General features: G+C 64.3%; 22 protein-coding genes. 17 read left to right on the forward strand and 5 right to left on the reverse strand.

The features are described from left to right. The first annotated feature begins 11 nt into the window (after positions 1-11). From E3374_RS13240 to E3374_RS13290, 11 genes are all read left to right on the forward strand, one after another. Complete coding sequence (locus tag E3374_RS13240) at positions 12-392, forward strand: VOC family protein (RefSeq protein ID WP_136689435.1); 381 nt, start codon at positions 12-14, stop codon at positions 390-392. Next, on the forward strand, positions 382-717 hold the full coding sequence (locus E3374_RS13245) for a polysaccharide deacetylase family protein (protein WP_136689436.1): 336 nt from the start codon (positions 382-384) through the stop codon (positions 715-717). Before E3374_RS13240 ends, E3374_RS13245 begins: the two co-directional genes overlap by 11 nt. A gap of 124 nt (positions 718-841) precedes the next feature. After that, positions 842-1,042 (forward strand): hypothetical protein, encoded by a 201-nt coding sequence (locus E3374_RS17225; RefSeq protein ID WP_169051848.1) that lies wholly within the window; start codon positions 842-844, stop codon positions 1,040-1,042. A gap of 207 nt (positions 1,043-1,249) precedes the next feature. Then, complete coding sequence (locus E3374_RS13255) at positions 1,250-1,528, forward strand: hypothetical protein (RefSeq protein ID WP_136689438.1); 279 nt, start codon at positions 1,250-1,252, stop codon at positions 1,526-1,528. 329 nt (positions 1,529-1,857) lie between these two features. Then, entirely contained in the window at positions 1,858-3,834 is a 1,977-nt protein-coding gene (locus E3374_RS13260) for a DUF460 domain-containing protein (RefSeq protein WP_136689439.1), read from the forward strand. Positions 3,835-3,910: 76 nt separating this feature from the next. Continuing rightward, on the forward strand, positions 3,911-4,435 hold the full coding sequence (locus E3374_RS13265; protein WP_136689440.1) for a hypothetical protein: 525 nt from the start codon (positions 3,911-3,913) through the stop codon (positions 4,433-4,435). Between the two features lie 104 nt (positions 4,436-4,539). After that, the gene (gene eif1A / locus E3374_RS13270; protein ID WP_136689441.1) at positions 4,540-4,827 is read left to right on the forward strand and encodes a translation initiation factor eIF-1A; all 288 of its coding nucleotides are present in this window, start codon (positions 4,540-4,542) and stop codon (positions 4,825-4,827) included. Positions 4,828-4,913: 86 nt separating this feature from the next. Continuing rightward, positions 4,914-5,795, forward strand: coding sequence for a serine/threonine-protein kinase Rio1 (gene rio1, locus E3374_RS13275; RefSeq protein ID WP_136689442.1), 882 nt, complete (start codon positions 4,914-4,916; stop codon positions 5,793-5,795). Positions 5,796-5,911: 116 nt separating this feature from the next. Next, complete coding sequence (locus tag E3374_RS13280) at positions 5,912-6,142, forward strand: hypothetical protein (RefSeq protein ID WP_248299490.1); 231 nt, start codon at positions 5,912-5,914, stop codon at positions 6,140-6,142. A gap of 256 nt (positions 6,143-6,398) precedes the next feature. After that, positions 6,399-8,525, forward strand: coding sequence for a ribonucleoside triphosphate reductase (locus E3374_RS13285; RefSeq protein WP_136689443.1), 2,127 nt, complete (start codon positions 6,399-6,401; stop codon positions 8,523-8,525). Continuing rightward, on the forward strand, positions 8,525-9,193 hold the full coding sequence (locus E3374_RS13290; RefSeq protein WP_136689444.1) for an anaerobic ribonucleoside-triphosphate reductase activating protein: 669 nt from the start codon (positions 8,525-8,527) through the stop codon (positions 9,191-9,193). The genes E3374_RS13285 and E3374_RS13290 overlap by 1 nt, the downstream gene beginning before the upstream one ends. Before the next feature lie 16 nt (positions 9,194-9,209). Here E3374_RS13290 and E3374_RS13295 read toward each other — a convergent pair whose 3' ends face one another. Further along, positions 9,210-10,040, reverse strand: a complete 831-nt coding sequence (locus E3374_RS13295) for a TrmB family transcriptional regulator (RefSeq protein WP_136689445.1) — start codon at positions 10,038-10,040, stop codon at positions 9,210-9,212. A gap of 267 nt (positions 10,041-10,307) precedes the next feature. On the opposite strand from E3374_RS13295, the gene E3374_RS13300 reads away from it, so the two are divergent. Then, positions 10,308-11,315 carry a transcription initiation factor IIB gene (locus tag E3374_RS13300; protein ID WP_136689458.1) on the forward strand — a complete coding sequence of 336 codons (1,008 nt, stop codon included), beginning with the start codon at positions 10,308-10,310 and terminating at the stop codon, positions 11,313-11,315. A 187-nt stretch (positions 11,316-11,502) separates the two neighbouring features. Then, positions 11,503-12,660 carry an N-acetylglucosamine-6-phosphate deacetylase gene (gene nagA, locus E3374_RS13305; RefSeq protein ID WP_136689446.1) on the forward strand — a complete coding sequence of 386 codons (1,158 nt, stop codon included), beginning with the start codon at positions 11,503-11,505 and terminating at the stop codon, positions 12,658-12,660. 39 nt (positions 12,661-12,699) lie between these two features. On the opposite strand, the gene E3374_RS13310 is transcribed toward nagA, so the two are convergent. After that, positions 12,700-13,221, reverse strand: a complete 522-nt coding sequence (locus E3374_RS13310) for a nitroreductase family protein (RefSeq protein ID WP_136689447.1) — start codon at positions 13,219-13,221, stop codon at positions 12,700-12,702. Between the two features lie 211 nt (positions 13,222-13,432). On the opposite strand from E3374_RS13310, the gene E3374_RS13315 reads away from it, so the two are divergent. Beyond that, positions 13,433-14,728 carry an OFA family MFS transporter gene (locus tag E3374_RS13315; RefSeq protein ID WP_136689448.1) on the forward strand — a complete coding sequence of 432 codons (1,296 nt, stop codon included), beginning with the start codon at positions 13,433-13,435 and terminating at the stop codon, positions 14,726-14,728. Positions 14,729-14,744: 16 nt separating this feature from the next. Here E3374_RS13315 and E3374_RS13320 read toward each other — a convergent pair whose 3' ends face one another. Further along, complete coding sequence (locus E3374_RS13320) at positions 14,745-15,974, reverse strand: MBL fold metallo-hydrolase (protein WP_136689449.1); 1,230 nt, start codon at positions 15,972-15,974, stop codon at positions 14,745-14,747. Positions 15,975-16,115: 141 nt separating this feature from the next. On the opposite strand from E3374_RS13320, the gene E3374_RS13325 reads away from it, so the two are divergent. The 3 genes from E3374_RS13325 to E3374_RS13335 all read left to right on the forward strand — a co-directional run bounded on the left by E3374_RS13325 (position 16,116) and on the right by E3374_RS13335 (position 18,388). After that, a complete protein-coding gene (locus E3374_RS13325; protein ID WP_136689450.1) occupies positions 16,116-16,796 on the forward strand; it encodes a DUF502 domain-containing protein in 681 nt (226 codons plus the stop codon). A 127-nt stretch (positions 16,797-16,923) separates the two neighbouring features. After that, positions 16,924-18,090, forward strand: a complete 1,167-nt coding sequence (locus E3374_RS13330; RefSeq protein WP_136689451.1) for an alpha-1 4-glucan-protein synthase — start codon at positions 16,924-16,926, stop codon at positions 18,088-18,090. Between the two features lie 76 nt (positions 18,091-18,166). Beyond that, the gene (locus E3374_RS13335; protein WP_136689452.1) at positions 18,167-18,388 is read left to right on the forward strand and encodes a hypothetical protein; all 222 of its coding nucleotides are present in this window, start codon (positions 18,167-18,169) and stop codon (positions 18,386-18,388) included. Here E3374_RS13335 and E3374_RS13340 read toward each other — a convergent pair. Together E3374_RS13340 and E3374_RS13345 are read right to left on the reverse strand one after the other, a co-directional pair. Then, on the reverse strand, positions 18,342-19,322 hold the full coding sequence (locus E3374_RS13340; protein WP_136689453.1) for a 5,10-methylenetetrahydromethanopterin reductase: 981 nt from the start codon (positions 19,320-19,322) through the stop codon (positions 18,342-18,344). The genes E3374_RS13335 and E3374_RS13340 overlap by 47 nt on opposite strands. Beyond that, the gene (locus E3374_RS13345) at positions 19,319-20,071 is read right to left on the reverse strand and encodes a coenzyme F420-0:L-glutamate ligase (RefSeq protein ID WP_136689459.1); all 753 of its coding nucleotides are present in this window, start codon (positions 20,069-20,071) and stop codon (positions 19,319-19,321) included. Before E3374_RS13345 ends, E3374_RS13340 begins: the two co-directional genes overlap by 4 nt. Positions 20,072-20,273: the final 202 nt, after the last annotated feature.

Consider the following 20,273-nt stretch of genomic DNA (forward strand, 5'->3'; position numbering starts at 1 on the left):
GAAGAGAGAATATGGACCTGGCACACGTCGCTATCTGGGTGTCGGATCTCGATCGGTCACTCGAATTCTACCGCGAACTCGGCTTCGAGCGTGAGTGGTCGTTTACGGCTGACGGCGTCGAGAACGTCTACGTCACGGCCGACGCGGGCGAACTCCAGTTGCGCCACGACCCCGAGCGGACGACACCGATCGCTCCCTCGCGAGCCGACACTGATCACGTCGCGTTCGTCGTCGAGGACGTGCATGCAGTCGTCGAGCGAGCCCGGAAGGCAGGGGGCTCGGTCGTCGCCGATCCCCACGTCGTCGAGGCGGCGGGTGCCGACGCCGGCTTCGTCGAGGATCCGGACGGCCACACGCTGGAGTTCCTGAGTCCACTGGAGGGTGGATCGTGAGCGACCCACGCTTCGCGTTCGTTTTCGACGACGGGTTCGCGAGCGACTTCGAGGATCTCCGACCGGTGTTCCGGGCGACGGACGCGTCGGCGAGTTCGCGATCGTTCCCGACTGGCTGGGCGACGCTAACCGACTCACCGTCGACCAGATCCGGACGCTCGACATCGAGGGCCACGAAGTACTCGGCCACGGTCGCCGCCACCGCTATCTGGGGACCCATCGTGTGACCGCCGACGCCGCGGCGGGCGACCGGGCGGTCACGTCGACGATCACGTCTTTCCGGAGGGGGATCACGGCGTCTACGTCGGCGACACCTACGAGGTGACCGACGGCGAGCGAGCGGAGACGGTGACGCTCGCGGACAAACGCGGTACCGACGAGGGAACCTGGGATTCGATGCGACCGGCTGGGTGTTCTCCTCCGATGCGGCCGAGGTCCGCGCCTATCGGGTGGCGGCCGACGCCTACGAGGCCATCGCCAACGTGAGCGTCGACCCCGTACCGAACCCACCGGGAAGTCCGCTGACGAACTGGCGGCGGTACTACTTCCAGACGACGCATATGAAGTCTGAGGTGAGTTCGATAATAATCCACACTGGAAGGAAGTACATTAGCAAAATTGCGACGATCCCAATTGCATCTAACACTTGACTGTCGGAGGTTCCGGAGGCTGTTTGAATGAAAATCAAAACCACGAACCAGAGTGTGAGGACGTGAACCAATTCGGGTCTATCCATCGCCACACGGACGGTGAAATTGTGGACGGGAGTACTTTCTGATCAGTGGACGATCTGTACTGACCACTGTCCGTGGAACGGCATCGCCACAGTTTTCAGACTGACGTTGGAAATTCGATCGATGCCCTCCAACAAAGCGACAGCCGCGGCCCCGATAGCAACTGGCGTGCTTCTCGCTGGGACGGCTGCACGAGAAGTCGCACAGCACGGACTCGAACTCTGGACGACGCTGGCGCTCGCCGGTGGCCTCTCTGCGGTCGCTGTCGGCCTCGGCGTTCTGACCGGTCGTGGGTTCGACTCCGACGACGATCTCGACGGACACCATGACCGGACAACAGTCGCGCTCGTCGGCCTCGCGGTAACGAGTCTCGCCGTCGGTGCCGGGATTGCGCTGGCGTAGACGATGCCAATCGACCCGCGTCCGCCACATCCGATATCCGTCCAACGTACGCTGTGGTCCGGAATACGCAGCGACGCACGCCGCCGCGGTTTCTCAGTAGGTGGCCTGTTCCGAACGAGAGGCATTTTCTCAGTCTCTACCGATCCACCCTCTCACCAACGCCGGGGATCTCAGTGACCGATACGCACTGTGTATCTCGTACGAGGGAACTGACTGTTGCAGATAATACGAGAACCAATATGCCTATTTCTCCTCCAATCGCTATCAAGAGTGGATCCTAGCGCCGCCGGCGTCACCGGTTTATACCTCGGATCCCTATACGTTCCCACGTGCAACGGACGGCTGCACTGGACGACGTGATCTTCGGCGTGGACGTCCAGAGTGGGGACGTGCGCGGGGACGCACCTTCCTACGCGCTCGCGGTCTTCGACGGCGAGTCCGTCGAGCGCGACGTGGTGAGTCGCCGGAAACTCCGGCGGTTGATCGGGGACGAGGAACCCGCCATCGTCGCCACGGACAACATGTACGAACTCGCCGCCGACAAGGACGCCCTCGTCCACTTCCTCCGGGAACTTCCGGACGGGACACGGCTCGTTCAGGTGACCGGCGACGAACAGCCCGAACCGCTCTCCCGCGTCGCCTCCCGCCATGGCGTCCCCTACGGCAAGGACCCGATGGAGGAGGCCGAGGCAGCCGCCAGGCTCGCGGCTGCGAACGTCGGTTACGAGGTCTCGGCGTTCACCGACACGACCCGCGTGAAGGTCTCCCGCGGTCGCTCGACCGGCGGCGGTGGCGGCTGGAGCGAGGATCGCTTCACCCGGCGGATTCACGGCTCGGTGAAGAAACGCGCCCGTGACGTCGAGTGCGAGTTGGAGGCGGCGAACCTCGAATACGACCGCGATGTGACCGAGAAGTATGGCGGCTTCTCGAATGCGATCTTCGAGGTCCGGGCCGCCCCGGAAGACATCCCTGTCTCCCGGGAGCGTTCCGGAGACACCAGAACCGAGATCGAACGCGAGCGACGGGACGGCATCGAGTTCGAGCCACTGGCCCAGCGGCGCGATCACGTCGTCGTCGGCGTCGATCCCGGGACGACCACGGCGATCGCCGTCGTCGGGCTGGACGGCGAAGTGCTGGACGTCCACTCCACCCGGACTGCGGACACTGCGGGCGTCATCGAGTGGATTGTCGAGCGCGGCCGGCCGATCGTCGTCGCGGCGGACGTCACACCCATGCCCGAGACTGTCGAGAAGCTCCGCCGGAGCTTCGACGCCGCCGGCTGGACGCCTGACAGCGACCTTCCCGTCGACGAGAAACTCCATCGGACGCGCGAGCAAGCCTACGACAACGATCACGAACGGGACGCGCTGGCGGCCGCACTCGAAGCCTCCGACGATCACGAGGACCAGTTCGAACGGGTCGCCGCGAAGGTACCCCCGCGCCAGGAGGTCGGCCCCGTTCTCGCCCGCGTTGTCGCCGGCGAGGAGTCCGTCGAGAGCGTCCTCGAGGACCGCAGGGAGGACGACGGCGAACCCGCAGAGACAACCGAACATACGCCCCGGGAACTGACCGCGGAGGAGAAACGGATCAAGCGTCTCCAGGATCGTGTCGACCGGCTCGAATCCCACGTCGAGGACCTCCGGGGAACGATCGACGAGAAGGACGAGACGATCGCCGAGTACGAGGACAAACTCGAAGCTGCCCGCAGCGAACAGCGGGCGGAGACGCGCAAACGGAGAGAGGTGTCTCGCCTCGAACGGGAGAACGACCGCCTGGAGCGCGAACTACAGAGCGAGCGCGACCGAGTCGAAGACCTGGAGGGCAAGCTTGAGCGCCTGAAGGCCCTGTGGAAACTCGATCACTCGAACTTCGCCGAAGTCGAGGAGACCAAAGAGGGACTGGTCCCCGTGAAGGTCGTCGAGAAGTTCACCACCGGGGCGATCGAGGACGCAGACGATCGCTTCGGGCTCGCAGAGGGGGACATCATTCTCTTCCGGGACGCGACGGGCGCGGGCCGGTCGACGGCCGAGCGGCTTGCCGAACTGGAGCCGCGACTCGTCCTGCGAACAGGTGGGCTCTCGGACGTCTCCGACGAGGTCCTCTTCGAAGAGAGAGTCCCCGTCGCGCCGGCCGACAGCGTCACCGTCCAGGAGGTCGACGAACTCGCTGTCGCCCGTGAACGCGAGGTCGAGGCCGCGATCGAAGAGTGGCGGGAGTACAGTCGCGAACGCGAAAAGGCTCGGACCGCCGAGATGGTCGACAAGTTGATCAGCGAACATCGCGCCTCGGATCGCGGGAAGAGCTAGTTACCCGCCCGGACATTCCGGACCGTCCGCGACCGGAACCCGTATCGATTTCACCGTCGCCGTTTGAGCCTCAAACATGGAGGAGTTCGTCGCCGAAAATCTAGATCGGTACGCAGATACCCAGGGAGTCCTCCCGGAGCGTCTCGACGAGTTCGGACGGCAGTACCGCGAACAGGGCCATCTGACCCGGGAGCAACTCTACGAGTTAGCCTACGAGACCGCAACCCGGAGCGCCTATCACGTCGAGTCCAACCCCAGAGAGCGCTGTATCGAGGTGACGCGGAACGTCCGTCGCGTCGAGGGAGACTTCTCGAAGGTGACACTCCTCTCGGGACTCTCGGGGTTCAAGGCCCCGGTGGCTTCGGCCGTGTTGACGGCGCTCGATCCCGGTCGCCACGCCGTGGTTGACACGCGCGTCTGGGCCGCGCTGGACCGGTTGGACCATCTCGATGGTCGCAAGGAGGACTTCGACGCCGGCGATTACGTGTCGATGATCGAACCGATACGGGAGCTCGCCGACGAGACGGGCTATTCACCCGCGGAGGTCGGATACGCCTTGTTCGCGTACGACGAGCACGTCCGGGAGGGGACGCTCCACTGAACGGGGGATCCGTCGGGCCACCCGCCGACGATGGGCATCGCCCCACGTGTGAACACGAGACGCATTTTGCAAACCTTATACCGATCCCTGCCGAACGAACGCGTATGAGCGATCAGGGACGGACGGACCTCCGGATGCCTGACGACGACGAGGTGTTCGCCGTCGTCACCAACATGCTGGGGGCCAACCGTGTCAAGGTACGGTGTATGGATGGCGTCGAGCGGACCGCCCGCATTCCGGGCAAGATGCAGAAACGCATCTGGATCCGCGAGGACGACGTCGTTCTGGTCGAACCCTGGGACTGGCAGGACGAGAAAGCCGACGTCACTTGGCGCTACGAGAAACAGGAAGCCGATCAGTTGCGTGAGGAGGGACACATCCAGGAACCGTGATGGGTGAGACATGACGGTGGGACACCCACCGACCGGCCGCGTCGGACCGCTGACCAATCCTTTCCACACTGTTTTACGGGGAAACGATGACTGAATTCGGCCTGATCGACGACGACGGAGCCGAGTCCCCGGGTGACGAGTTCGAGGAGATCGAGATCGAGGACACCGAAGCCGACCGCATCGCCCGCCGCCGGGATAGAGAGTTCAGCGAGTTCCGCAAGCGCATCAAGAACACCGAGCAGTTCAAAGTCGAGGCGTCGGTCTTCGACGACGCCACCTTCGCCGCGCTGTACAAACTCGTCCAGGACGGCCACATCGACGCCTTCGGTGCCCCCATTTCGACCGGCAAGGAGGCCAACGTCTATACTGCCCTCGCGGGGGATCACGAGGTGGCCGTCAAGGTCTACCGGATCAACGCGAGCGATTTCAAGGACATGCGGGGGTATCTCGACGGCGACCCGCGATTCGAGGGGATCGGCTCGGACAAGAAGAAGGTCGTCACCGCCTGGGTCCGCAAGGAGTTCGCCAACCTCAAGCGCGCCCAGCAGGCCGGTGTCCGCGTTCCGAATCCAATTGCTGTCGAGCGCAACGTCCTCGTGATGGAGTACATCGCGACCGACGAGCGGGGGCGGGCCAAACGGCTCAACGAGGTTCACATCGAGAACCCCGAGACGGCTTTCGAGGTACTTCGGGAGTACATGCGTCGGCTTCACGCCGCTGGCCTGGTTCACGGCGACCTCAGCGAGTACAACGTCGTCTTCCACGAGGGAGAGCTGGTCGTGATTGACCTTGGCCAGGCCGTAACGGTCCTCTCGCCCAACGCCGAGGATTTCCTCCGGCGCGATTGTGAGAACGTCGCGAACTTCTTCGCCGGGCAGGGGGTCGAGGTGACCGCTGATGAGCTGTACGACTACGTTACCGGAACTGGACAGCACGGCGACGGTTCGTCCGCAGCCTCGAAGGACTAGCGTCGGGGTCCAGTCTGCACCCATCCGAAACGAAGCTACCTACGCTTCGTTCGCTGATGGCTCACACTGACTCGCACACAGGTTGATATCGGTGAAACAGAAGGAATTTAGTGTATATGAACCGAGTGGATCGCATGAGGATATTCGTTGCCGAAACTCGACCGGGGCGAATCTTCCAGGTCGTTGCCTCCGTTATCATCCTTGTCGCCGCTATTGACTACGTTGGCGTCATTGACTTGACCTCGATTCCGGTGTATCTCTTTCTCGCTGGTTCGGCCAGGCTCGGTCAGGATATCATCGAGGCCCGTCTCACAGACGAGCACCGGATTACTGAAAGCGATGGGTAACGTGAGACACTACGGACAACGGCAAGAGACGTCTCTCCTTCCACCTGCCAGTACTACCCCGAAGCCGGCGGCGATGGTTGCTGCGCTACCCAGCAGTGCTCCACCCGTGCCCGTCACGGTTCGATCTATCACGACCTTCCAGGATACTCTCCATCGGATGATCGTCCGGGGACTGCTCGCCGAACGGCAGTACAAATAAATTTGTATAACGGCAATCGTAGTTGTTTAGTGAGGGGCCGGCGAAGCAAGCGTCCGCATGATCGAGCAGGTCCGCAAGCGTGACGGGAGGAGGGAGACGTTCGATCGCTCGAAGATCGCGATCGCCATCAGGCAGACGTTCGCGGCGGCCGAAACTGACTCAGACGCCGGGATCGACGCCCTGACTGACGGCGTGGTCGATCGCCTGGATTCGTCCGACGGGACGGTGGCCGTCGAGACGATCCAGGATCACGTCGAGCGAACGCTGGTCGAGGCTGGGGAGTACGAAGCCGCCAAGCGGTACATTCTCTATCGACACCGTCACACCGAGTTGCGTGATCTGGAAGGGCTGGTGGAAGGCAACGGGAGGAAAGCTGACGAGCTCACGCAGGGACCGGTCGACGCCTACGTCGACCGCGAGGACTGGCGCGTCCGGGAGAACTCCAACATGGACTACTCCCTGCAGGGACTGAACATCCACCTCACCGAGCGCACGATCGAGGACTACTGGCTGGAAAAGATCTACAGCCCCGAAGTTGCGACAGCTCACAATTCGGGTACGATCCATCTCCACGACCTGGGTGTGTTGGGGCCCTACTGCGTCGGTTGGGACATCGAGGACATCCTCCGGGAGGGCCTGAAGGGCGTCCGCGGGAAGGTCGAGTCCGCGCCCGCAAACCACTTCGACGTGGCGTTGATGCAACTCGTGAACTTTCTCTATACCTTGCAGGGCGAAGCCGCTGGCGCGCAAGCCCTCTCGAACTTCGACACCTACCTCGCGCCGTTCGTCCGTGCGGACGACCTCGAGTACGAGGCGGTCCGCCACCAGATCCAGCAGTTCGTCTTCAACCTCAACGTCCCGACCCGGGTCGGTTTTCAGGCTCCGTTCACCAATCTCTCGATGGACCTGACGGTGCCCGACCACCTCGCCGAGAAGCCGGTCGTGATCGGCGGCGAAGCCCAGGATTCGACCTACGGTGACTTCCAGGACGAAGTGGACATGATCAACCGTGCCTTCGCCGAGGTGATGCTCGAGGGCGACGCGAAAGGTCGGCCGTTCACGTTCCCGATTCCTACCTACTCCATCACCGAGGATTTCGAGTGGGACAACGAGACCCTCGACCCTGTCTGGGAGATGACCGCAAAGTATGGAACACCGTACTTCTCGAACTTCGTCAACAGCGAGATGGACACCGAGGACGCCCGCTCGATGTGTTGCCGGCTCCGGCTGGACAACCGCGAACTCGAAACACGGGGCGGCGGGCTGTTCGGGTCGAACCCGCTCACTGGCTCGATCGGCGTCGTCACGATCAACTTGCCCCAGCTGGGTTATCGGGCCGACGACGAGTGCGAGTTCTTCGACCGGCTCGAATCGTTCATGGACGTCGCAAAGCGAAGTCTGGAAACCAAACGCGAGGTCCTCGAACGATATACCGAGCAAGGACTCTATCCCTACGCGAAGTTTTACCTCCGGAACGTCGAGGAAGCTCACGACAGCTACTGGGCAAACCACTTCTCGACGATCGGACTCATCGGCACCCACGAGGCACTTCTGAACCTTCGCGGACCCGACTCGGGTATCGACACGCCCGAAGGCAAGCGATTCGCGGAGAGGGTCCTCGAGTTCATGCGCGATCGACTCCGGGAGTATCAGGCCGAGACCGGACACATGTACAATCTTGAGGCGACTCCGGCGGAGGGATCCTCCTACAGGCTTGCACGACGGGACCGCGAGCAGTTCCCCGATCTGCGTGTCCACGCCACCGATCGACTCGGCGGTGAGGAGCCGATCTACACGAACTCCACACAGCTTCCCTTCGGTGCGAAGACCGATATCTTCGACGCCCTGAATCATCAGGACGATCTCCAGACGAAGTACACCGGGGGCACGGTCTTTCACGGTTGGCTCGGCGAAGCGATGCCCTCACCCGAGTCGACCAAGCAACTGGTCAGGACGATCGCCGAGAACTACGAGCTGCCCTACTACACGCTGACGCCGACGTTCTCGGTCTGTCCGACCCACGGCTATCACAGCGGCGAACACGAGAAGTGTCCGGACTGCGGGGAAGCCTGTGAGGTGTACTCGCGGGTCGTGGGCTATCTCCGGCCCACCGAGAACTGGAACCCCGGCAAGCACGAGGAGTTCGAGCAACGGGCGGATTTCCGTCCGGGCGCCGCGGATTGATGGATCTCGGTGGCCTCCAGCGGACGACGCTGTCTGACTTCCCCGGTCGTGTCGCCTGTGCGGTCTTCACTTCGGGTTGTAACCTCCGGTGTCCGTACTGTCACAACCCGGAGCTGCTCAACGGAGAGCCGTCACTGCCCGAGGAAGACTTCTTCTCGTTCCTCACCGAACGGGCGGACGTTCTCGACGGCGTCGTCGTCAGCGGTGGCGAGCCGACGCTCCAGGCGGATCTGCCCGCGTTCGTTCGACGAATAGCCGATCGGGGCTTGGACGTGAAACTCGACACGAACGGCACGCGTCCGGAAGCATTGCGGGACGTTCTCGATACCGGCGCGATCGATTACGTTGCGATGGATCTCAAGACCCGCCCCGGTCGCTACGACGAACTCGGGGCCGATGTGGGGGACGCTGTCACGCACAGCGTCGAACTCGTCCGCACCAGCGGGATAAACCACGAGTTCCGGACGACGTTCGATCCGGGCGTCGTCGCCCCGCGTGACTTCGAACGAATGTTCGATCTCGTCGATGAGGGCCCGCTGTTCGTCCAATCGGTCGAGACGGCTGGAGTACTCGATCCTGAGACAGTCCGAGAAACGCCGGCCGATCCACTGGTGTCGATCCGGGACGCGGTCGGGGAGTTGCCGGGATGTATCGGTGACAGAGGTTGACGGGGATCCTCTCGACTTAGACCGTCTGTTTGGCCCCGCTCCGGATCGCGTCGGCGAGCAACGGCCGCATCATGCCGATCAGGGGTGCGGAGTCGCCGTCGGTCCAGACGGCCCTGTGCTTCCGGACGCCCGGCAGGGACGTCTCGATGTCCCCACTCACGAGTAGTTGTCCCCCGTCGACCATGAGGATGGCGCTGACAGCGCCGGGCTGGATCGGGTGGGATTCCCACCAGGTCCAGGTCTCAAGTACCTGCGCGTTCGGGAGTGCCTCCCGTAACTGGTGGCGGATTGACTCCGCGGGTGACCCGATCACGATGTCGACGCCGCGACCGGACGCCGCCCGCAGGGCGTCGAGCAACTCCGTTGTCAGGAGGTCCTCGACAGCCGCCGCGAGCAACACTTCCTCCTCGGCTGCCTCCAGCAATCCCACCATACGCTCGCTGACCTCGGCATCCCCCTCCATAACCCAGACGTCGCCGGCCGCCTTCTCTGCCTCGGGGGCCTGGAGCCGTCCGAGCAGCGAGTCCAGTCGCTCGAGTGTCTCGGTGACTCGCCGATCAAGCAGCGAGATGGCTTCCTCGGGATCGGCCGCACGGAACTCTCGTGGGGTCCCCTGCTGGACGTCCACCAGGCCCTGTTCTTGGAGTCCATCCATACAGTCATAGACCCGCGCCCGCGGGACGTCCGCTACCTCGCTGACCTCCTTTGCAGTTCCCTGCTGGATCCGGGTCAGGCCGACGAGACACTTCGCCTCGTACTCCGTGAAGTCGAGGGTCCCCAGTAACTCGACGCTCTCCTCGACGATCGATTGATCGCTGTCCCCCGCGGGTGGCCCCTGCTCGGTCATGACTGAACCATCGGTGAGATACCGTTGGGTTCCGTTCGTTCCACACCGGAATAATCCTTTGGTTGTTTCTACGATCGTTACAACGTACGCTCGGCTCTTCTATACCGTGTATTTGACGTGAGTGCTGAATCACTCCCGATGGACTCGGACTCTTCTGTTCTATCCATCGTATCTACTTTGTTTCTATTGTAGTGAAAAACTGTCGAAAGCACTAAATAGTCCGGTCGGCTACGTATGAGTACAGACGGCAACAGCAGGCTTTGGATCATGTCAGGGACGAATTCGGCACGGACGGTGACCGAGCACCGAGCGGGCAACCGGCGGACTGACGAGCGTGAAAGCGAGGAGTCAGTCGAGACCTGCCCCGAGTGTGGCGGGACCGTCGTCACCGACGAGGGGCGCGGCGAGCGGGTCTGTGAGGACTGTGGTGTCGTCCTGGAGGAGGATGCCATCGATCACGGGCCGGAGTGGCGCGCGTTCACTCCGAGCGAAACCGAGGAACGCAGCCGCGTCGGCGCGCCGACGACGAAGCTCCTTCACGACGAGGGCCTCTCGACCTCGATCGGCTGGTCGAACACGGACGCCAGCGGGCGGACACTCTCGGCTAGCCAGCGCGAGAAAATGGGACGCCTGCGGATCTGGGACGAGCGCTTTCGTGCTCGGGACGCCCGCGATCGCAATCTCAAGCAAGCACTGGGCGAGATCGACCGTATGGCGAGTGCACTTGGTCTCCCCGAGGACGTTCGCGAGACTGCAAGCGTGATCTACCGCCGTGCGCTCGAAGCGGACCTGTTGCCCGGACGCTCGATCGAGGGGATGGCAACGGCCTCACTGTACGCCGCCGCCCGCCAGGCCGGCAACCCCCGCAGCCTCGACGAGTTCGAACCCGTCAGTCGCGTCCGCCGCCAGAAGTTCGCCCGTGCCTACCGGTATCTCGCCCGCGAACTCGAACTCGGGATCGCGCCGGCTGACCCTGCCGAGTACCTTCCGCGGTTCGTTTCCGATCTGGAGGGGAGCGAGGGACTCGAACGTCGGGCCCGCGAACTCCTCGCGACCGCGAAGGACGAGGGCGTCCACAGCGGCAAGAACCCGACTGGTATGGCCGCGGGGGCGATCTACGCCGCGGGACTGTTGATCGACGACCGGATCACCCAGGGAGAGATCGCCGAGGTGGCCGACGTCAGCGAAGTCACGATCCGCGATCGCTACTCTGAACTCCTCGCACTGCTCGAACGCGGCGATGTCGACGCCAGAACCGAACGTGGGGCCGCCTGATCGCACTCACTTTCTGGGCCAGGGGCCGACAGTCGCGCCGAATGGCTCTCCACGACGGGGCTCGGAGTGGAACCCCGATCCACTACCAGATGGTGACTGTCTATCGCGTCGAATCGTTTCCACTACCGGATAGTGACTGTCTATTGCGTCGAATCGTTTTACACGACGGGACGGGTAGCTTTTCGGGATGGCTGCCAGCGAGACGCTCGCCGTCGGTCGCGTACTGACTCCACACACCACGATCGAGGACGCCGTCCTCGCCATCGAGGACGGACGCATCGCGGCGATCGAGGAGCGTGTGGACGACGCCGATGCGACGCTTTCGTTCCCCGACGGGATCGCCGTTCCGGGGTTCGTCGACACACACGTCCATGGGTACGCTGGTCACTCGGTCTGTGGTGATCCCGACGCGCTGGTCGGGATTGCCGAAGGCGTCGTCGGGACGGGCGTCACCACGCTGTTCCCGACAACTGTTTCCGAATCCCGGTCGGTCCTCGTCGCCGCGGCCGAGGCGACCGCGACCGCCGTCGAACGCGACCACGACGGCGCCGCTGTCGGCGGCCTCCACCTCGAAGGCCCCTATCTCGATCCCGACCAGCGGGGTGCACAGGATCCCGACGCGTTGTGCGACCCGGACGTGGACGAACTGCGGGCGATCGCCGACGCGGCCGACGGCACGCTCTCGCGGATCACCCTCGCCCCCGAACTGTCCGGCGCGATGGAGCTCGTCCGGACTGCTCGCGGGCGTGATATCGTCGTTTCGGCGGGTCACACCGCCGCCGATTACGACACCGCATCCCGGGCGTTCGACGCCGGTGTCTCGATCGCCACACATCTCTACAACGGAATGGGGGCGTTCCACCACCGCGAACCGGGGATCCTGGGGGCGGCGCTCGTCCGCGAGGACGTGACGGCCGAACTCATCGCCGATCTGATCCACCTCCATCCCGCCGCCATCGAACTCGCGCTGGCCGCGAAGGGACCGGAACGGTGCATGCTCGTTACCGACGCGATCGCCGCGACGGAGTTGCCGGACGGCGAGTATGAGATCGGTGATCTCGATGTAGTCGTCGAGGACGGCGAAAGCCGGCTCGCGGACGGCACGCTGGCCGGCAGCACGCTCACGATGGACGCCGCCGTCCGGAACCTCGTTCAGTCGGTGGGTGTGGGCCTTCCGACGGCGGTCCGGATGGCGAGTACGGTCCCCGCCCGGGCGATGGGACTGCAGGACCGTGGCCGGCTGGCTCCCGGCCTGCGCGGGGACGTGACGGTTCTCGATCCGGACCTGCGGGTCCGGGCGACCCTCGTCGACGGCGAGGTCGTCCACGAACGCGGAGACGACTGAGCTGTGGGGTGGTTCCGACCCTGGTGACTGCAGTCGACGCTACTTCGGACAGGTCTCGAATCCGAAGATATCCGCCAGCGGTTTGCGGTCCTTCTCGACGGGCGCGAGTTCCCCGTCAGGATACCCGAGTGTCATCAGTTCGATCACCTGCCACTCGGCGGGAACGTCGAGGAGTTCCGTAACTCGCTCCTGGTCGAACGAGCCGATCCAGCAGGTCCCCAGTCCCATCTCGACGGCCCGCAGGGAGAGGTGATCGAGGGCGATAGCCAGGTCCACCGGCCCGGTCTCGATACCACAGCGCATCGTGTCCGTCGGCGTCGTCGAGATGCCGGCAATCACGACCGGCGCCTCGTCGACGGCGCGCTGTTCGAAGCTGGCGTCGTACAGGGCCCCCAGACGGTCGTTTTCGGTCACTGCGACGAACCGCCAGGACTGATCGTTACGTGCCGAGGGCGCCAGCCGGACGCTCTCGAACAGTTCCTGGATCGTCTTCTCGCTCACGTCCCGATCGGCGTAAGAGCGGACGGCACGCCGTGTTCGGATCGCCTCGGATACGTCCATACCGGGCGAGCATTTCGCCGGGCATCGAGTAATGGTTTCCCCTTTCGCTCCTGACCGGGAAATATCCTACCTTGCGATAAGAAAGTCGCGCCCTGAACGGCGCGGAGGATGTCACGCTGGCGAGGCGCGACGACAACGGTTATCGGATCGTAGTGAGTTTCACCGGACGACTCGTCCGAACCATGCTCGGAGCCACGCCCGGAGGGACGCGATGAGCGAGAAGGTCGATCACGGCGCTCGTGCCCGGGAAGTGCTGGGCTTCTCACGGTGGTGGCTGGTGATCGCCGCCGGGGCCATGATGGCGGTCGTCGGTCCCTACCAGTACGTCTGGAGCAGCCTCCGGGACCCCGTCGCGGCCAACTTGGGTATCGACAGTGCCGCGCTCTCGACGGTCTTTACCCTGTACGTCGTCATCCAGGCCGGCAGTCAGTTCCCCGTCGGCTGGTGGCGTGACCGCCACGGCCCACGTCTCCTTTCTCTCCTGGCGGCCGTCCTCGCCGGCGGTGGCTACCTCGGACTGTCAGTCGCACGGACGACGTGGGGGATCTACCTCGCCTACTCGCTGGGCGCACTGGGCGTCGGTATCGTCTACACGGTCGCCGTCAACACCGCGCTGAAGTGGTTCCCCGACCGCCGTGGACTCACTGCCGGCGTCGGGACGATGGCCTTCGCCGGCGGGAGCGCCGCCCTCGTCCCGTACGTTCGTGCGAACACGGGGCCCGAGAGTCCGATCACGGCGTACGTCGACGTCGTCCAGCACGTCGGCGTGCTCATCTTCGTGGTCGTGTTCGTCGGCGCGCTGGTCCTGCGGGATCCGCCCGACGAGTGCTTCGCCGGAGACGAGAGTGGAAACGTGACCGACATCGGCCGGCAGTTCTCCTGGCGGGAGATGTTGCACACCCGGCAGTTCTGGCTCATGTACGCGATGTTCGTCGCCGTTTCGAGCGCCGAACTCATGTTGATCGAGAAGATAGTCTCCTACGCGGGGACGCTCGGCCTCGCGGCGACCATTGCCACGGCCGCCGCGACGTTGCTCCCGATCGCCAGTGCGCTGGGTCGGCTGACGATCGGCGGGCTCAGCGATCGCATCGGGCGGATCCGGACGATGGTCGGTACCTTCGCGCTGGCCGGGATCGGGCTATTCGCGGTCGTGGCGTTCGGCCGAGGTGGTGTCGGTGCGGCGTTCGTCGCGAGCGTCGTCTTCAGCGTGTTCTTCTCGAGTCCGCAGTATACGCTGTTCCCGAGCGTAGTCGGGGACTTCTATGGCGAGAAACACTCCAGTGCGAACTACGCGCTGCTTTACTCCGCGAAGATCTGGGGCGGCGTCTTCGGCGGGACTGTCACCGGTGCCGGGGTCGTCGTCCTGGGCTGGGATCCGACGTTCCTGCTCGGCGGCGGGCTAGCCGTGCTGGCCGGGATCGCCGCCCTCGGACTCGACACACCGGCCGAATCCGCGATCGACCCGCCGGACGGCGATACGGGTCCGGGTCCTCGTTCGAACTCGTGATGGATTCTGCCGATCGTCACAGATCGATCGTGTCACCGCGTTCGGGAGCCGAAGCGTCGAATCCGTTCTCGGATAGCTCCCCCGAAAAGGCTTCACAACGATCGCCGTGACCGACGAGCACCTGCGAGTCGCGGTAGTGATCGAGGAACTCCAGCAGTCCGCCGCGGTCGGCGTGGGCGGAGAAATCGTACTGTTCGACCTGGGCCGCGACGGGCATGACCTGTCCGTCGATCTCCGCACGGCCGGTCTCTAACAGTTCCCGACCCGGGGTTCCTTCGACCTGGTAGCCGGTCATTGCGATCTTGTTCACCGGCCGATCACGGATCGCCGGGACGTAGGTCATCGCCGGGCCGCCCGAGAGCATCCCCGAAGTGGTGATGATCGCCGTGTTCTGTTCGGCGATCCGCTTCCGTTGCCCGTTCCCGCCGGTGATGAAGCGGGCGTGAGACTTCGCCCGCCGCAGTGCCTCGGGGTCGCGGACAAACTCGGGGTGTCGCCGGACCAGTTCCGTCACGTGCGTGCCCATTCCATCGACGTAACAGGGGATGTCGTGGGCGGCACAGATCAGCATCGCCTCCTGGGTGCGACCGATTGCGAACGCCGGAATCACGACCGTTCCACCCTCCCATAGCGTCGTCCTGACGCTCTCGGCGAAGCGCTCCTCGATCGCCGCCCGGTCCTCGTGACTCACGTCCGAGTAGGTGCTCTCGGTGATCACGGCGTCGGCTGCGGGACGGGCGGTGGTGCCGGCGACGAGTCGCTGATCTGCCGTGTGGAAATCCCCCGTATACAGCAGTCGGGTCTCCCCGTCATCGATCAGAATGTGGGTGCTCCCGGGGATGTGGCCGGCATCGAAGAGCGTGACTTCGTAGCCCGCCGCCTCGAACGTCTCGCGGTACCCGTGGGTCTCGGAAACCTGTGTGACGCGTTTGACCTCCTGCTCGGTAAAGGGACAGTCGTAGGTTCCTCCATGCAGTTTCAGGGTGTCCCGCGCCAGCGTCAGCGCCAGTTCCCGCGTCGGCGGCGTCCAGTGGATCGGCGGTCGACGGTCGCCCGACAGCAGTGCCGGGATCGTCCCGACGTGATCGAGGTGGCCATGACTCACGACAACGGCCTCGGGATCGGCGTCGAGCGGAAACTGCGGCGGTGTGGCGGTCTTCATGCCGAAATCGACCAGCAGGTCGCCATCGATCAACACCCCGCTGCGGCCGATCTCGCGGGCCCCGCCGAGAAACCGGACGTTCATCGACGTCCCGTAGCGGCCGGATCGGTTTGGGGGCGTCGATCCGGTCGTGTCCTTGATCGGCGATGCCAACCGGACGGCGATCGTCGAACCGGTGCCAACGGGTGCCGGGAGTTAAGGGCGTCCCGTGGCTCGGTACGGACGATGGTCCGGACCAAGACGATACGCCGAAGCTTCATCGCGGGGGTGTTCTTCGTGGCCCCACTGGTAGTCACCATCGTCGCGCTGCGGTTGCTGATCGGCTGGGTGTCGGGTTTCGTCAACCCGATCGTCGAAGCGACTGCGCTCTCACAGTACACTGCCAACATCACACTCGTCGCCCAGGGCATCACCGCGATCACACTGGTCCTCGTCGTGACCGGTCTCGGATATCTCGCCCAGCGGTCGATCGGCCAATGGCTGTTCGCGTGGTTCGACCGTGTCTTCGGCCTCGTGCCGGTGGTGAGCGTCATCTACACGAGCGTCCGCCAGATGACCCACGCACTGCGCAACCGTGAGAACCGCTACGAGAACGTAGTCCTCGTCGAGTACCCCCGTGACGGCGTCTACTCGGTCGGGTTCGTCACCGCCGAGAGTCCCGAATCTGTCCAAGCGGTCACCGGTGAGGCGTTCAACGTCTTCGTCCCGACCAGCCCGAACGTAACCGGCGGGCGACTCCTGCTGGTCCCGAAAGCCGACGTCCACGACGTCGACATCAGCGTTCGACGGGCGATCCGCCTGCTGATGACGACCGGTATGGCCGAGGAACAATCTGGAATCGAACGCCTAGCCGAAACGACCGACGTCGACCTCCCTGACGTCGGTGATGCCGACGAAGACGAGTGACGTATCGATTGGAGTGACCCACGGCTGCAGCCGTCGATGGCGGGATGCCGAGGCGCGATAACTCCGGGAGAGCCGCGAACAGCCGCGATCAGCAACTTTTTAGGCATCCCTAAACAACCGGGCAGTAATGCCAACTCAGGACGTCTGCGTGATCGTGCCCACCATACGCCAGCACGAGTGTGTGCGGGCGTACGCCGAGAACGCCCGCGAACACGGGTTCGATCTCGATCGGTTGTTCGTCGTCCTCGTCACGGAGGATTGCTGTGATACCGAGGCGATGGAGCGAATGCTGGCCGAGGAAGGCCTCTCCGGTGCCGTCTTCGACGGGAGTGCCCGCGAGGAGTGGTTTCGCGAGCACGGGATCGCCCACTACGCCCATCTGATCCCCGAGGCCAGTCACGCACAGACGTCCTTCGGGCTGGTGTACCTCTGGGCGCACGACCGCTTCGAGTACGGCGTCTTCATCGACGACGATACCCTGCCCCACGATGACGTGGACTTCTTCGGAACGCACTTGGCGAACCTCCAGCACGAGGGTGCTATCACCGCCGTAGAATCTAACGAAGACTGGGTCAACGTCCTCTATCAGTCCGATTCGGACCTCTATCCGCGGGGGTATCCCTACAGCGCGATGGACGAGGACTGGACCGAGACGACCACGGAAGTCGGGGACGTCGTGGCCTCTCAAGGATTGTGGACGAATGTTCCCGATCTCGATGCCGTCCGCATCCTCATGGACGGGGACCTCCAGGGACAAGCCCAGACCCGCACGACGGCCGACGACTTCGGCCCCGACTTCGTGGTCCAGTCTGGCAATTACCTCACTGTCTGCTCGATGAACCTCGCCTTTCGCCGGGAGGTCGTCCCCGCGTTCTACCAGTTTCCGATGGACGACAACCCCTGGGATGTCGGGCGGTTCGACGATATCTGGTCGGGATTGCTTCTCAAACGAGCCTGTGACGTCCTCGGCAAGCACCTCTACAACGGCGACCCCCTCTGTGAACACAACAAGGCTCCCCGATCCACCTTCAGTGACCTGGCGAACGAGGTCGCCGGGCTAGAACTCAACGAACACGTCTGGGAGATCGTCGACCGGGCCGGCGAGGACGCCGGTTCCTATCGAGAGGTCGCCAACGCGGTGGCCGGGGAACTTATTGCTGCCGACGCCAGCGAGTGGGAAAACGGCGAGTTCCTCGCCTATTGCGGCGAACACCTAACGGAGTGGCTTGACTGTCTGGCGGCACTGGAGGACGACGCCGTCGCAGAATCGCAAGCCGCAGCCACGACGGACTGATCGATCGATTCTCTAGTCAGTTAGACAACACTACCGCTGTCCAAGCACCCAAGTACCGTGCGTGTGAACTGAAATCATGGCCACGTTCATCAGCGACCTTCTCGATAGCATCGTCGAGATGCCGGCACGATTCGTCGACGTCGCGATGCACGATCCGATCGGTGCCGTCCTGATCGCCTTTGGCGCGCTGTTCGTCGGCCTGGCAGTGCTCGCAGGTGGTGTTCTCTCGCTGGGGGCCGCCCTCGACCTGCTCAGGCCGTTCCGGCCCGCCCGAGAGCATCGGCCGCGAGGTCGATAGCCACCTCCAGATCCGGTCCGAGCGGCGACGCGACGACGAAGCTGTCGACGTACTCGCGAGCCGTGGCTATTCGCTCGGCGACGACATCCGGGGTCCCGGCGATTGCGAACGCGTCGATCATCGCCGGCGTCACCGCCCCGAATGCCTCCTCGAAGTCTCCGCGCTCGATCGCCTCGCCGATCGTCGCTGCCTGGTCGTGATCGAGGTCGTGTCTATCCAGCACCGGGGGCGCCGCACTGCCGGCGATGAACGCGACGGGCGGACGGGCGGCCTCCCGTGCCGGTCCACTGTCCTCGGCGACGCTGACGCTCGCGTAGGCGGCGACGTCAAGGTCGCCGCGCTCGTCCGGTCGCTCCTCACGCCCCTCCTCGATCCGATCCGCTGACCACGCCAGATCCCGGGGATGAGCGGCGTTGACGAGCACGCCGTCGGCGTGTTTCGCGCTCATCCGAAGCATGTGTGGTCCCTGTGCGCCGACGTACACCGGAAGCGATCCCACCTCGTAGTTCAGACTCGCATCCGTCACCTGGAACGTCCCATCGTGATCGACAGTTTCGCCGACCCAGAGATCCTGAGCGACTTTGAACGTCTCCAGAACTCGCCGGAGCGGCGACTCGCGTTCGACGCCCAGGTTCGACAGCGTCGAGGCGTCACCGGCACCGATCCCGAACAGTCCGCGGCCGTCGCTTATCTCCTGGAGGGTGGCCATTCGCGAAGCCAGCCGGACGGGATGGGTCTCGTAGGGATTGACCACGCCCGGTCCTAATTCGATCGTCTCGGTCGCTCGGGCGATCGCGCCAAGCGTCAGGAACGGGTCGCGATTGTTGTAGTGGTTGCTGGCGAAGACGACGTCGAAGCCCGCCGCTTGGGCGCGTTCTGCCAGTCGCGTTACCTCCTCGACCGGGTGTTCCGGAGTGAGTTCGATCGCGTTCATGTATCGTATTCGAATTCGGCGAGTGCCTGGCGGACGAGATCGTTTTCCTGGTCGCGAAACAGCGCGTCGTGGCCCGCGTGATCGCCGAACTCCCACTCGCGGATCACCGCGACCGGGAGCCCGTCTGCCCCCTCGCCGGTGACGAGATTCGCGGCGGCGGCGAGTTCGTCGGCGACTGCCTCGACGGTCGCCGAAAGCTCGCGTCCCTCGCGGTCGTGCTCGCCGCGCCAGTCCCGACAGGCCGGCAGGCCGGTCCAGCCGACTGCGACGCCGCGCTGGCCCTGTCGGAACGCACGCCCCGACGTGTCCGTGACGACCACTGGGACGTCGAGGCGCTCGTGCAGCTGTTGGGCACTCGTTGTCGGATTCTCGGGCAACAGCAACAGGTCGCCGCCGGGCACGTTCGAGCGGTCGATACCCGCGTTGACGGTGATGTGCCCGAACCGCGTCACTGCCAGGATGAACGGGGCGGCGAGGACGATCTCCTCGCTCTCCTCGATGACCGCCTGGGCGAAGCGGGGGTCCTTTCGCTCACCGGTGATCGCGCCGATCCGGTCGGCGATCTCCCGCGCCCGATCGCCGGGTTCGAACTCCCCGAGGTCCGCCTGCCTGCCCTCTGCCTTCGAGACGACCGTACTGGCGACTGTGAGGACGTCGCCGTCCCGTAGGTCGACGTGCTCGTCGAGCAGCGCCGCCAGGTCGTCGCCGGAACGTACCTCCGGCAGTCCCTCGACCGCGAAGACTTCCATGTCGTCGACTCCGGCGGGACCGTCCAAAAGTCGCCCGGTCGTGGCCGGTTCGGCCGCCGCCGAAACCCGAATCGCCCATATCGAACGGAGCACCAACCGGCGCGTCACCCTCGCGGCTCCTTCCAGTCGCCGCTCGCTTGTTCCGAGACCTCGCTGCTCGCGGTTCGTTTCACTCTCCGCTCGCATTCCCCGAGGTCTCCCT

This window comes from Halorhabdus amylolytica (genome assembly GCF_004944975.1).
Taxonomy (GTDB): Archaea; Halobacteriota; Halobacteria; order Halobacteriales; family Haloarculaceae; genus Halorhabdus; species Halorhabdus amylolytica.